Origin of the sequence: Sinanaerobacter sp. ZZT-01 (assembly GCF_035621135.1) — a bacterium.
Classification (GTDB): Bacteria; Bacillota; Clostridia; order Peptostreptococcales; family Anaerovoracaceae; genus IOR16.
On sequence record NZ_CP141728.1, the window covers coordinates 943,577 to 956,412 of the forward strand.

At 35.1% G+C, this 12,836-nt stretch carries 13 protein-coding genes; 4 read left to right on the forward strand and 9 right to left on the reverse strand.

The genetic code is table 11. The annotated features are described in order from the left end of the window. Positions 1 to 50: 50 nt before the first annotated feature. From pepV to U5921_RS04725, 7 genes are all read right to left on the reverse strand, one after another. Positions 51 to 1,544: a dipeptidase PepV gene (gene pepV, locus U5921_RS04695; RefSeq protein WP_324825310.1), complete on the reverse strand. Its 1,494-nt coding sequence runs from the start codon at positions 1,542 to 1,544 to the stop codon at positions 51 to 53. 19 nt (positions 1,545 to 1,563) lie between these two features. Then, positions 1,564 to 2,805 carry a CapA family protein gene (locus U5921_RS04700; protein WP_324825311.1) on the reverse strand — a complete coding sequence of 414 codons (1,242 nt, stop codon included), beginning with the start codon at positions 2,803 to 2,805 and terminating at the stop codon, positions 1,564 to 1,566. A 9-nt stretch (positions 2,806 to 2,814) separates the two neighbouring features. Beyond that, on the reverse strand, positions 2,815 to 3,036 hold the full coding sequence (locus U5921_RS04705) for a NifU family protein (RefSeq protein ID WP_324825312.1): 222 nt from the start codon (positions 3,034 to 3,036) through the stop codon (positions 2,815 to 2,817). 17 nt (positions 3,037 to 3,053) lie between these two features. Then, positions 3,054 to 4,253: an ABC transporter substrate-binding protein gene (locus U5921_RS04710; protein WP_324825313.1), complete on the reverse strand. Its 1,200-nt coding sequence runs from the start codon at positions 4,251 to 4,253 to the stop codon at positions 3,054 to 3,056. Positions 4,254 to 4,691: 438 nt separating this feature from the next. Next, a complete protein-coding gene (locus U5921_RS04715; RefSeq protein ID WP_324825314.1) occupies positions 4,692 to 4,898 on the reverse strand; it encodes a hypothetical protein in 207 nt (68 codons plus the stop codon). A gap of 38 nt (positions 4,899 to 4,936) precedes the next feature. Next, on the reverse strand, positions 4,937 to 5,269 hold the full coding sequence (locus U5921_RS04720) for a hypothetical protein (RefSeq protein WP_324825315.1): 333 nt from the start codon (positions 5,267 to 5,269) through the stop codon (positions 4,937 to 4,939). 597 nt (positions 5,270 to 5,866) lie between these two features. Further along, on the reverse strand, positions 5,867 to 6,490 hold the full coding sequence (locus U5921_RS04725) for a hypothetical protein (protein ID WP_324825316.1): 624 nt from the start codon (positions 6,488 to 6,490) through the stop codon (positions 5,867 to 5,869). A gap of 707 nt (positions 6,491 to 7,197) precedes the next feature. On the opposite strand from U5921_RS04725, the gene U5921_RS04730 reads away from it, so the two are divergent. The 4 genes from U5921_RS04730 to U5921_RS04745 all read left to right on the forward strand — a co-directional run bounded on the left by U5921_RS04730 (position 7,198) and on the right by U5921_RS04745 (position 10,727). After that, on the forward strand, positions 7,198 to 7,743 hold the full coding sequence (locus U5921_RS04730) for an NADH peroxidase (RefSeq protein ID WP_324825317.1): 546 nt from the start codon (positions 7,198 to 7,200) through the stop codon (positions 7,741 to 7,743). 204 nt (positions 7,744 to 7,947) lie between these two features. Then, positions 7,948 to 8,742 (forward strand): VOC family protein, encoded by a 795-nt coding sequence (locus U5921_RS04735; protein ID WP_324825318.1) that lies wholly within the window; start codon positions 7,948 to 7,950, stop codon positions 8,740 to 8,742. A gap of 896 nt (positions 8,743 to 9,638) precedes the next feature. Beyond that, the gene (locus U5921_RS04740; protein ID WP_324825319.1) at positions 9,639 to 10,046 is read left to right on the forward strand and encodes a bacteriohemerythrin; all 408 of its coding nucleotides are present in this window, start codon (positions 9,639 to 9,641) and stop codon (positions 10,044 to 10,046) included. Between the two features lie 159 nt (positions 10,047 to 10,205). Further along, complete coding sequence (locus tag U5921_RS04745) at positions 10,206 to 10,727, forward strand: hypothetical protein (RefSeq protein WP_324825320.1); 522 nt, start codon at positions 10,206 to 10,208, stop codon at positions 10,725 to 10,727. Between the two features lie 349 nt (positions 10,728 to 11,076). Here U5921_RS04745 and U5921_RS04750 read toward each other — a convergent pair whose 3' ends face one another. Beyond that, entirely contained in the window at positions 11,077 to 11,502 is a 426-nt protein-coding gene (locus U5921_RS04750; protein ID WP_324825321.1) for a flavodoxin family protein, read from the reverse strand. Positions 11,503 to 11,759: 257 nt separating this feature from the next. After that, positions 11,760 to 12,740 carry a lipoate--protein ligase gene (locus tag U5921_RS04755; RefSeq protein WP_324825322.1) on the reverse strand — a complete coding sequence of 327 codons (981 nt, stop codon included), beginning with the start codon at positions 12,738 to 12,740 and terminating at the stop codon, positions 11,760 to 11,762. Between the last annotated feature and the right edge of the window lie 96 nt (positions 12,741 to 12,836).

A 12,836-nucleotide genomic window follows, 5' to 3' on the forward strand; every position in this document is an offset into this window, starting at 1 on the left:
CTTATAATTTCAAATATGCTATTCTTATTTAACCTTTATAATCTTCCTATTTATTTCTTTTCACTATATTTTTTCGCATCTGCCAGTCGAAAAATTGCCTCAGCATAGATAGAAGCTGCTTTTTTTAAAGAATCCAAAGAGATTGATTCGTCTTTTTGATGCATACGATTTTCTTCTTCCGGAAACAGTGCACCAAATGCAACAGTATTCGGCATCGCACGTGCAAAAGTTGCACCTCCGATTACAATTGGTTTGTTTTTCTTATCGCCCGTATGTTTTTGATAGACCTGCATCAAAGTTTGTACCAGAGCATCATCGACAGGTCGATACAATGGCAATTTATGCTCTTTCTTAATAAGTCCTAAATTGTAGGCTTCAAGAATTTCCTCCATCCCTCTAAACACTGCTTCCTCTGTCACAGTCAACGGATAGCGGACATTGATTAAAAGGCGTGCTGCTCCTTCATCAACCTTAAGCATACCGACATTTAAAATCAAATTGCCAGAGATTTCATCGGACAGCCCGCACCCAAAAGAAGCTCCGTCCGTTTCCCATGCAATATGGTTATTATAAAATTCGATAAAATCGTTAACATCCTCATTTGTGAATGATATATGTTTTGCAAAAGCCATTAAAACAGAAATGGCATTTAATCCCTTCCAAGGTTCCGCACCATGTGCTGTTTTCCCTTTTGCTTCGATCTCTAAACTTTTGCCACGCTGACGTGCTGTTAAATCATAGCCAGTCTCTTCCTTGAATTGAGCTAATTTCTCTTTTATCGCGTCATATGAATCACTTCGCAGCAATAATCTTGCCTGATCTGCAACTACATTGGCTGCCAGTCCACCGCTCATTCCTCGAAAAACGATTCCTTTTGTAACAGATTTGTTTATTTTCTTTGCTATTTCAAACACGAGGAGTCCCATTTCTCCGTGTATCACAGGGAACTTCGCATCTGGTGCAAATCCGAAATCAACAGGGGGCACTTTTTTTAAATAATACTCCATTCCCCTCCAATTGGTTTCTTCATCTAAACCCAAAATCAAACGTACCTTTTTCTGCGGCTCATATCCAACATCCCGAAGAGCTCGCATCGCGAAATAAGCAGCGATTAAAGGTCCCTTATCATCGCTGCTCCCTCTTCCAAAAATCTTCCCATCCGTGATCTCTCCCGAATAAGGTTCGCCTTTCCATCCGTCCCCCTCTGGTACAACATCCAAATGTGTAAGGATTCCTATCGTTTCTACTTCTGTTTCTTTCTTCTGATCCTGATACTGCGTTCCGCCAAACTCAATATGCGCTCCGAATTCATCTACATTTCGTGTCCGAAATCCATCGCTTTCTGCCTTCTTCAATATGTAATGCAAGGCCTGATGCACACCTTCTCCAAAAGGAAATTCCTCAGTTTCCGGTTCTTCTACGCTCTTTATCGCAATCAGCTCTTGCAGTGTTTGAATCATTTCTGCTTCATTCTCTTCTATTTTCTGCTGAATCTCTGACAAAGTAGGCTCTTGTTCTTTTAAGTCATACGCAGGCGTATCCATTTTACGTTACGCACCTCCTTTAATTTGCAAGCAATGCGTTAACGTCGTCTAAGGCTTGTCTCGCACGAGTCAAATGTCCCGAACTCTTTAACGCCGGATTGTTCTCCAAATTTTCGTCAAGAGGTACAATGCTGTATACTAATTTCCCATTTTCGCTGTACTTATCTACCCATGTCGGCATCACTTCCTGTGAAATGTTCAGTACTTCACCAGTACTTTTCATATAGGAGAGTTTTACCGTTGCAATCATCCCTTGCTCCGTGTAGCGGTTGTTTAGGGTCTCTGTTCTTTGATTCGAAATTAAATTCCCCATGGAATAAAAAACAGGAACCCTTTTCCCTGTATCTGTGTTTTCCAAAATCTCCATGCCCTGAAGAACATGTGGATGGGATGCAAAGATAATATCAGCTCCCATATTCGCGGCTTTTTGGGCAATGTATTGTTGCCAATCATTCGGCGACCGCTGGTATTCTTCTCCCCAATGGAAATAACAAATGATGATTTCTGCGCCTCCTTTTTTCGCATTTTGAATGTCATTTGAAAGGTTCTGCAAATCTTCATCTAACGTATCATAGTTAAAGTGATTGATCAGAGTCTCCGCCTGTGCATTTAAGGGGTTTCCGTTAATCATTGTCTGTCCGTTCTGACTCGGTGTCTCGTAAGTATAAGCCATCACTGCAACCTTTACATTTTTTGCATCAATCGTTGCATACCTTGCTTCACCTTCTTTTCTCGATCCAGCCGTTACGAATCCGGCATCCCTTAAAACTTCAATGGTTTTTTGCATACCGGAAAAACCCGTATCCATCATATGATTATTTGCAGTAATGGCAACATCAAATCCCGAATCTTTCAAAGCATTAGCCAGAGTCTCCGGTGCGCTGAATAAAGGATACCCTGAATATGGTTCGCCGCGAAATGTTGTTTCCACATTGCAAAGTGCAAGATCTGCACTTTCTATGTAATCTTTTATATATTGAAAATTATTCGTGAAATCGTACGTATTTGAGTTTGTATCATACTGTGCTTGCAATTGCGATTTATGCACCATGATGTCACCTACGCAGGAAATCTTCAATTCAACCGGTTCTTCTATCGAAGACTTCGGTTCCAATACCGTATCCAATCCATTATGTGAAAGTAGCGGGAATAGAAACATTCCCGCTGCAAAAATTATGATCCCGATTGTGCCCCCAAAAAATAAACGTCTTTTAGCTCGCTGTCTTTTAGCTCGCCGTCTTTTCCCCTTTTCTAATGTCATTTTCAGTTTCTAAACGCTTTCTACCGCAGTGATCTCCGGATACTGCTCTTTTAATAAACGTTCGATTCCTTGCTTAATCGTCATCTGTGCATGAGGGCAGCCAGCACAGTGTCCTTGCAATTTAACCTTTACAACGTTGTCTTCTGTCAGTTCAACAAACTCCACATCTCCACCGTCTCTTTGTAAAAACGGTCTAATATTATCTAACGCAGCTATAATTTTTTCTTCCATTGTATTTCCTTTCTTTCTCACTGTCCCCATGTAGGTTCAGCTGTGTATTTATGCACAAACGCACCATTTTCAACCGCTTCAATCACAACCGACTTAATCGGATCACCCGATGCATTCAACGAAATGCTTCCGGTTGTGCCTTGAAATTCTTTGGTTTTAAAAAGCTGGTCGCGAATTGCTTCGCCATCGAGTGCTGTTCCTGCATTATTTAATGCATTGACAGCCAATAAATAAGCATCAAAACCCAAAGCTACTGCACTTTCTGGTTTTTCTTCTATTCCATATTCCTTTTGATATTCTTCTAAAAAGAGGGTACTCATCTCCGTCAGAGAAGAGCCTGCATCAAAGAGGGTTGTAAAAGCGGCTCCCTCCACTGCCTGTCCTCCCTTTTCCAAAAATGTGTCGGTATCCCATTTATCCGTCCCAACAAAAGTTGCTGTAACGCCTTTCTCTTTTGCTTGCTTCAAAATTGCAATGCCTTCTTCTTCTGTACAAGGCAGATAAACAATAGGAACTCCTGACATTAAAATTTCATCCAATTGAGCTGAATAATCTGTATCACCTTTTTTAAATTCCAACGTATTTACAATCGCATTTGGATCTTCTGTAAGTGCTACTAATTTATCTGAAAACATTTTAGACATCGCTGCTGAATAATCATTATCCGTCTGCTTCATAACGATTGCTTTCGTTGCAGCCAAGTTTTCCTTTACAAATTTTGCAGCTGCATTCCCCTGAAAGGAATCCACAAAGCAGGTTCTGAAATAGAATTCGCTGCTTGTTACTAAGGGATTTGTACAAGTCACAGCGATTGCCGGAAGCTTTGCTTCTTTAAAAATATCACTTCCTACCAAACTCAATGCATTCCCATAGCTTCCCAAGACCAGTGCCACACGTTTTTCAACCAATTCTTTTGCTGCAGCTTCAGCAGCAAACACATCTGATTTATTATCTGCGTAAATCAATTCCACCTCTTTACCCAGTGCCTGCGGAAATAATTTATGGGCAAGTTCAATTCCTCTTATTTCCATTTCTGCAGACTCTTTATCTGTTCCGGATAAAGGCTGGTATATCCCAAATCGAACCACATCCTCTGTTTTCTTTGCAATGAAACCTTGTTCAAAGTTTTCAAAGGTTGCACAGCCACCGAGCAAACTCATAATCAAAACAACTGCACTGCATAGCAATGCAATCTTTTTCTTCCTCTTTTGTGTCATCCTTTTTATTATTCTCCTAATATGCTTTTCTTACCCCGTTATTTTTTTTCTAAACCTATGAAATAAAACATTATAGTATTTAATATTTATAAGCCTTTATATCTGAATATCTGAAATTTCTACATACTTCGTTCGAGTAATCGATCATTTTCATCATTATATTACATTTTTTTATAATCATACGATTAAATTATACACCTATTTTCCAGTCATTGCAATCGACAAATTCAGAAAGACACAATGCACTTTGTAAGCAATAAAATTCAATTCAACGATGAATGAGGCGGCCAAGCAGACCGCCTCACAATAAATTATTTTTTCTAATTCAAGTTTCCATCTTCATGCAAAATTTGAAATTGCCTTACAGATACACTCTGCTGTTTGATAATTAGGTTACAAAAAGAATATCAATACTGCTATTTGGATTTTAAGTTAAATTTATTTTTTCTTATATTTTATATGATAGTGAATGATCTTTCGTAATGCAAATTTTACTAGTTCAACTGCTACAGAAAACGCTAAAATTAAACTACCTATTTGAATTGTTTTTTCAATATTATTATCTGTTGATTTATAAAATAACAAAATTGCAAGGCAAAAACAGATTATGTAAGCTATCAAATACTCTTTTATGTATCTTTTCATCCCTCAAGCCTCCTATTCTTAAGGTTTCTCCCTTTTCTCTATTTTATCAAAATTAAATCTATGCTTTTTACATTATCCTCATCCAATAAATCTTTATATATTAATTTATCGTTTTCTATTTTAAAATCATTTGTATAAATATTGTCAATGTACTGAACCATACCGTTTTTACTTTCAAAACGGCAAAGTCTTGCTTGTGTATCGGAATAATATATATCATTATTATAGAAATAGGTATTGAATCCATTGTACACATCTATAGCGATTACTTTTTCATTCTTCGTATTTCGGTCAATTTGAATGAGATTATCACTATAATCTAAATAATATATATCATTATCATCTAAATAAAATCCTATATAATCCTCCATTGTTTTTAATATATCCTCTTCACTATCCTTTACAATGAATCCAAAAAAATCCTCAATATTCTCAGACAGGCTGTTATACACTAATTTTTCGCTAAAGCATAATGAAAATAAGAGAAATTACCATTATTAATTTAAATTTACGATTCATTTTTTTCTCTTGTATCATAGGCTTATAGGGAAAGCCAATATACATTTTCCTTTCTGAATTATTTTTTATAAGTAAGTGAGGCGGCCAAGCAGACCGCCTCACAATAAATTATTTTTTCTAATTCAAGTTTCCATCTTCATGCAAAATTTGAAATTGCCTTACAGAAGATAAAAACTTAAGATGCACTCTGCTGTTTGACAATTGGGTTACAAAAAGAATATCAATAATTTTATTTGGTTTTAAGTAAAATTTTAGTTTAATAAATAAAATAAGTAAATATAATCAATCCTATGCATCCAATCATTAGTTTCACAACTGGTGTTACTCTTTTTTTGCTGTGAAATAAAATCACACCAATAATTGCGAAAATAAAAATAAAAGTTAATCGATTTACAATAACCATATGCCCCCCACTTATATACATTGATTTATTAAACTAATAGTGATACTTAAATACCCTCTATAGTAAAGCTACCATTATCTAACGTCACATCTACCCAACTATGTATAACGCTTAGCAGTGGTGCTACAACAGTGTATGATTTAGATCTATCCAAATAACAATGATTTGGATCTTCACTTGTAGATGATGCCGTTAACTTTCCTTCATATGCTTTAACCATTCCATCATCCCCAGTTAGCCCCCACGTTGTTATTTCAACTGTAGTAACCATCTTCTTTACACTTAATAATCCTTTATATGCAACCGCACTTGTTTTCCCATAAAAACTTTGTCCTGCTGGATAGACAAAATTTGATGTTCCACCAACTTCGCCTTCAAATACAACCCTTACACCTAAATGCTCTTCATCTTTTCTAAATGGCTTCTTAGATTTTTCAATAACGCCACGACTCCGCAGCTTGGTATTTGCTGATATTATTTGAGTATTTTCTTTAATAAAAGTTGCATCTTCATCGCTAAGGACCTCTCCAACTTCATATTTTTCATCAATCATTTTATAATGGTTCATCACACTTTCAATTTGGGCATCTTCTGCGTTTCCCGCATAACTCACAATTCCCAGTCCAAAGACCAAACTTACTACCAACATAAATAATATACACTTTTTCATAACAATTTTCCCCCTTATATTCAATCGTGATTATTTAATATTTTTAATAAACAAACTCTCCCTTTGTCTTTAATTAATCAAACATTTATTTGTAATTGATAGCACATATTAAATGCTATATAATACTAACGATGAGGTTCTGAAATATCCATTCCTATACTTTCGGCTTAAGTATTCAAGAGGGAGGATATCTAGGAGCCTTTCATTTTATTTGGTGACCTAATGTATATCATAGTCTCCTCCCCTTCTTTTCATATTTCTTATAATATATGGCTTAATATGCCATAATTAAAGGGCATACTTTTTATCGCTTATAGCAAATGTCATTCGCAATATTTCTATATATCTTTCAGGCTTCTTATTTAATTATTTGTCATAGTTAAATATTTTTTTTGTAATTACACCATACTATTCTTTTCTACATTTGTCAACACATAGGAGCTGAAATGTGATATTCGACATTTTATGACATTTATAGAACCCGTATGATGTTTCGTTTTAAGAAACGATTCCCCTTGGTGCATCCTATTTGCTTCACCTATAACGCATTTCGTAATTTTTATAAAATCAATAGAAAAATAAATTTTATTGTTTTAAAATCTATTCCTGTGGTATATATCAATCGTGAGCAATCACATTAAATTGACTTACAGGCATAAAGCGCCTATAAAAAATGATAATTTGAAATTGAAATGGAGGAATTGAAAATGAAAAAATGGGTTTGTACCGTATGCGGTTATGTACATGAGGGAGATCAACCACCTGCACAATGTCCACAATGTAAGGTGCCTGCTGAAAAGTTTAAACTTGCAGAAGAAGGTAAAAAAGAGTGGGCTGATCAACATTTTGTAGGAGTTGCTAAGGACGTTGATCCTGAAATCGTACAAGGTCTTAGAGATAATTTCATGGGGGAATGTACAGAGGTAGGAATGTATCTTGCTATGGCAAGAGTTGCACATAGAGAAGGTTATCCTGAGATTGGCATGTATTATGAAAAGGCTGCTTGGGAAGAAGCAGAGCATGCAGCTAAGTTTGCAGAACTTTTAGGCGAAGTCGTTACTGACTCTACAAAGAAAAACTTGGAACTGCGTGTAGAAGCTGAAAACGGCGCATGTGCAGGTAAAAAAGAATTGGCTACTAAGGCAAAACAATTGAACCTTGACGCAATTCATGATACCGTTCATGAAATGGCAAAAGACGAAGCTAGACACGGTTGTGCATTTGAAGGTTTATTAAATAGATACTTTAAATAATTGAAATCAGTACGTATCAGTCCCCTTGATCGTAGGTACCCCCTATTTGTCAAGGGGCTTTTGTATCCTGTTGACAAGCGGAAAAGGCCGCCTTTGGGTGGTCTTTTTATTCAATATTAGTTAGTGTATTCTAACTAATCAGAGTAGTTGTTCTTTTATAAAAGCTCTTACTGAACAGCTGGAAGCGTTAAAAGGAGTTTATCTATGAAAAATAAAAATATTCCATTTAAAATAGGACATGTATTAATTCAAGTCAATCATCTTGAGACAGCCATGCGGCAGTATCGCCAGATGGGATTTCAAGTTGTGCCGGGTGGTCTTCCCGGAAAAGCACACAATGCTCTGATTTATTTAAAGGATGGTTCTTTTTTGGAATTGTACTGCACCAATCACGGCAAGTTTATGAATGGACTGCTTAAAATCATGGTTAAAATGATCGGCTTGTCCAACCAATCTTATTCCAGACGGCTTACGCTTTATCTGCCTGGACAAGATGGATTAAGCGACTACGCTCTGGACTCTGTTCCACTTACTTTGTATCAAGAGAATATGGATAAGATTCGAGAAAACGGGCTGGAAATATCTAAACCACGCCCAAAATCACGGATGGAGTATCATGGGATTCGCCTTAAATGGACACTTAGTTGGCCAGAAAGTACTTTTCTTCCCTTTCTAATGAGCGAATATCAGCCTCCTGCAATCATTGAAGAGCAAAATCTCTCTCACGGCAATGGAGCGCTCGGCATTCATGAAATTCAAATTGCAACCAGTCACTGGGACAAGACATATCAAGAATATTCTCTTTTCCTGGGTATTGAGCCTGAAATATCATACAAGCAAGCAGGTCGCAATTGTCTGTTTTCTATCAAAAACACTTCAATTCATCTGATTGAAAAACAAAAAAATGGGATTGAACACATGGCTTTGTCTTGTGAGCAACAAGCTGAACATACAAATACATATGCTTCCTTGCCGCCATTCATCTCGCTGTGCCGCTAGAGTTTTTACATTTATAATAAAGGGTTCTCAAAGCTGAAATATATTGTCACATTAAATGTTTTGAATCAAATTTGTACCTACAATACACAATTTTGCGTTTGAAAAATTGTTGAATGCATATTTTAAAATTGAAATATACACCCCCTCTTTGCCACTAGAAAACATCCTATTGTCAACGCATTTTTGTATTTTTATTTACAGATTGAATTTTAACGGTTGCTTATCATTTCAACCATTTATTATAAATTTTTTTTAGTTATTCGAAATCGCCTATATATTTTTTAGAAATATCATTTATATTTATCACTAATTCCTTATAGTTAAGTAAATCGGTTCTAAAATTATAATGATGATTTTTAAATTCATATTCTCTTTCTATTTTATGCCAATCAAAATTATTCCATATTTTGCAAATTGAAGACAATGAGTTATATATAAATTCTTTATCTTCATATGTAAGATTTTCATTCTTAGAATATTGAACTAAATATAATAAATAAGTTTGGAATTCATATAAATCATAGTCTTTATAGAAGAATTTCATTTTACTAAAAGTACTTATGGTTTTAGCATCATAATAACTATTGTTATATTAGATTTATTATTTGCTGTACGTTTCATCAATTTTACTTCTCCTTCTTATGATTAATTTTTATAACATTACGAAATATCATGTTTTTATGATTTTTCATTTCTATAAACTAATATATAACATTGATTTTATAAAATAAACTCTTTTATTTTTAATAGCCCTAAATAAATGATTGTTTTAATTTCAAGTACGAGGGTATATAATTTATATAGGAAATATTTGCAAACTATTTTTACACAAGATATAATTTGATTAGAGTTACCAAAGTACCGAATCTATTATTTGAAAAAGGAGTGTAAGCATTATGGCATATAATTGGACTGCCGATTTAGAAACCGGAAACAGCAAAATTGATGAACAGCACAAACAACTAATTACTGCAATTAATAATTTACTAGCTGCCTGTTCAGCGGGAAAGGGTCGTGACGTTTTAAAGGAGACTACTACTTTTTTGTATGAGTATACGTCAAAGCACTTTGCTGATGAAGAAAGATTGCAGCAAGCAAGCCACTATCCGGATTATGTAAATCATAAACGATACCATGAAGAGTTTAAAAAAGTCGTGCGTGATTTGATGTCCCAGCTAGAAAAGGACGGACCTACTCTCGTACTGGTTGGCAAGGTCAATAGCAGCATTGCCGGCTGGCTGATCAGCCACATAAAAAAAGAAGATGTGAAGGTAGCCGCTCATATTCGCTCTAATAGCAAATAAGAACCTACAAGGAGTTACAAATAACTACATATATTTCTATAAAAAAGCCGTTTTTCACGCAAGAAAACGGCTTTTTAGTTTAAGATGCATAATCCCTTTGTCACCTTAAAGAATTATTCGAATATTTTAATACAAGTAAATTTTTAAGGGAGTGAACTTATGCGCATCCTGCAAATATATCCAATTCAAGTAGAAAGCATTATAAAGCATTGCGATCACAAGATTAAAGACAGCATATTAATAGGAGGCGGGACAGATTACATGTCTTTTCATGCAAATCTGACCTTTCTGCCTTTTACTATAAATCCAAACGAATCCATTGTAAAAGCTACGTTAAAACTATATTGCAAAAAAATCTGGGGAAACCATAATTCGACAACAATCCATGCAAACGATGACCAAGTCAGTGCGACAGTTTCTAAAAAAGACTATTATGAGTGGGAGGTTACAAATTGTATCCCATCCTCTATGGAGCATTCATTTGATCTAACGCTTTTCACAAACGGCAGTTATGATTGTTGCAGCATCAAAGAATTTGAAGCCTTTTATCAAGATAAAAAACCAGTTTTAGAGATTGTTTTAGAAACGACAGATCCAAATCCGAGTTCCGATATTGTCAGCAGCATAGAAGACTGCATTGCAGACAAACAGATGAGAAGTCATATTAAAATTTGGCATTAAAAAAATTCTACTTTATAATATGGAACCTTTTCCGAAAGCACACATACTATAAAGTGAGTAACAAACTTCTTACTCAAAATCACTTAAAATCTATTGAGAAGTGATAAAATATGCTTGGTATACCTGTTTATCAAAATTCGCCAAGCTAATTTATTCATTCATTTCGTCACTATGGAATGAATGATGGACGCAACTGAATTTTTTGTCATCAAATGTATCATTAATCGGATAGAAACAAATATATATATGGTCTTTAAGTAATAAATCCTGCCGGTTCTTTTGGAATGATTCCACGGAACCGGCTTTTTGATTTATCTATTATCTTTTCTTATCTTTTCAGTCTTGCATATTAGGACAGCAAGGCTTCTGTTAAATTCTGAATGCATGCATCCTCATCTTTATTTTTCTTTACAATTTCTGTAATGGATTGATATCCAGAACGTTCTTTTAAAGTGCTTCCATTGGAAGTGACTACTAAATGCACCTTGTCCAATTTCTGCGTCTTTAAAAATGTGTCAATAGCAGGAGCAACTCGATCCGCCCACAATGGAGTCACAACGATACATTCCTCTGCATCTTCAAGGCTTCCGTGAATCTGAATTTTAACCGCTTTCTTTTTCATTGCATAATAACCGCCCTTGACAAATCCGGTCTTGCCGCTCCAGTCCATATCATCCGTAATTTCAATGGAGTCACAAGAAAGCTTTTGAGAAATTTTTTCAGCCACTCTCTTACTCGTACCGGTCCTAGTAAAATAAAAAACTTTATATTTCATAATATTCCTCCTTAAATATATTATTTTCCTATTCTAGCCTACTCTATTTATGCCTATCTTACAAATTTTTAATGCTCGAATTTTCTTTTTTCAAAAACTTTTCTATCCAGCTTTTCTTTTTTAAGCTGCTTTGAATCAAAGAGAAAGGTTTTGCTGTATTAAATCTTTTATAGCTGAGGGAATATCCAAATAAAGATAGATTTATAAAATTTCCTCCACTGAAATATTATTTACAGTTTCATCCTCCAATTTTCTACCTAAAAGAATAAATCTAAAAACTGCTTTGTATCCATACCCCAAATATACTCTTCAATCGATAAGCTTTTAAGTGCTTCCTGAAATTCTTCTCTCTTATGCCTTACACCCCTGCATCGCTCTTCTAATTCTGAAATATCTTTTGTTCCAAAAAAATCACCAAATATTTTGATTGCATTTAACATCCCATTTTCTACAGAAAAAAACACCTCAACGATACCAAAATCAAACTTACAGCTTTTTTTTACCGCATAATGCGGTGACTCCCCATAATTCCAATCCCATGACGCATATTTCTGTTCTGCCAGTTTCTTGATTGAGCAAATCTCTTCTTCATCTAAAACATGCTTCTTCATTTCCGAGACATTCTCCTTAAAATACTGAAAGAGTTGGTTAAAGAATTCATCCGCATTCATCGGCTTTTTTAAATGCTCTAAAATATTGGTTACATGACTGCGTACTGACTTTACCCCTTTGCTTTCAATTTTCAGCGGGTTCGGCTTCAAACAGGCAGTTAATTCCCCAACATCTGCGGAAAACAGTAAGCAGCCGTGATGCATGATCTTTCCGTTTCTTCGTGCCTGAGCATTTCCACAAAATTTTTTCTCTTCAATCAACAAGTCATTTCTCCCTGATAAGTACGCATCAACTCCCAAGCTTTTTAAAAATAAACAAATTGGTTTTGTAAAAAAATCATAATTAGAAAATAAACCTGCATCATCTTTTTGAATCATCGTATAGTTTATATTTCCCATATCATGAAAAACTGCTCCGCCGCCACTCAATCTGCGAACAACGGGAATCCCTTGATTCTTTACATAATCAGAATTGATCTCCTGCATTGTGTTTTGATTTCTTCCTACTACAACGGTACGATCATTTCGCCATAAGAGCAAAACCTCTTTTTCGGAATGCTCCAAAAAATATTCTTCTGCCGCCAAATTAAAATAAGGATTTGTATTTGTGTTTTTTATAAGATACATAGACTTTCCCCATTTCATTTACTCTAAAGATATATTATTTTATCACGTGTTCCTTTGTTTTCCAATCTTTAACTAAAATTTTAATTTATTCTATTA

Coding starts and splice junctions, on each gene's coding strand:
- pepV (WP_324825310.1), bottom strand. CDS start 1,544: ATGGATACGCCTGCGTATGACTTAAAAGAACAAGAGCCTACTTTGTCA.
- U5921_RS04700 (WP_324825311.1), bottom strand. CDS start 2,805: ATGACATTAGAAAAGGGGAAAAGACGGCGAGCTAAAAGACAGCGAGCT.
- U5921_RS04705 (WP_324825312.1), bottom strand. CDS start 3,036: ATGGAAGAAAAAATTATAGCTGCGTTAGATAATATTAGACCGTTTTTA.
- U5921_RS04710 (WP_324825313.1), bottom strand. CDS start 4,253: ATGACACAAAAGAGGAAGAAAAAGATTGCATTGCTATGCAGTGCAGTT.
- U5921_RS04715 (WP_324825314.1), bottom strand. CDS start 4,898: ATGAAAAGATACATAAAAGAGTATTTGATAGCTTACATAATCTGTTTT.
- U5921_RS04720 (WP_324825315.1), bottom strand. CDS start 5,269: ATGGAGGATTATATAGGATTTTATTTAGATGATAATGATATATATTAT.
- U5921_RS04725 (WP_324825316.1), bottom strand. CDS start 6,490: ATGAAAAAGTGTATATTATTTATGTTGGTAGTAAGTTTGGTCTTTGGA.
- U5921_RS04730 (WP_324825317.1), top strand. CDS start 7,198: ATGAAAAAATGGGTTTGTACCGTATGCGGTTATGTACATGAGGGAGAT.
- U5921_RS04735 (WP_324825318.1), top strand. CDS start 7,948: ATGAAAAATAAAAATATTCCATTTAAAATAGGACATGTATTAATTCAA.
- U5921_RS04740 (WP_324825319.1), top strand. CDS start 9,639: ATGGCATATAATTGGACTGCCGATTTAGAAACCGGAAACAGCAAAATT.
- U5921_RS04745 (WP_324825320.1), top strand. CDS start 10,206: ATGCGCATCCTGCAAATATATCCAATTCAAGTAGAAAGCATTATAAAG.
- U5921_RS04750 (WP_324825321.1), bottom strand. CDS start 11,502: ATGAAATATAAAGTTTTTTATTTTACTAGGACCGGTACGAGTAAGAGA.
- U5921_RS04755 (WP_324825322.1), bottom strand. CDS start 12,740: ATGTATCTTATAAAAAACACAAATACAAATCCTTATTTTAATTTGGCG.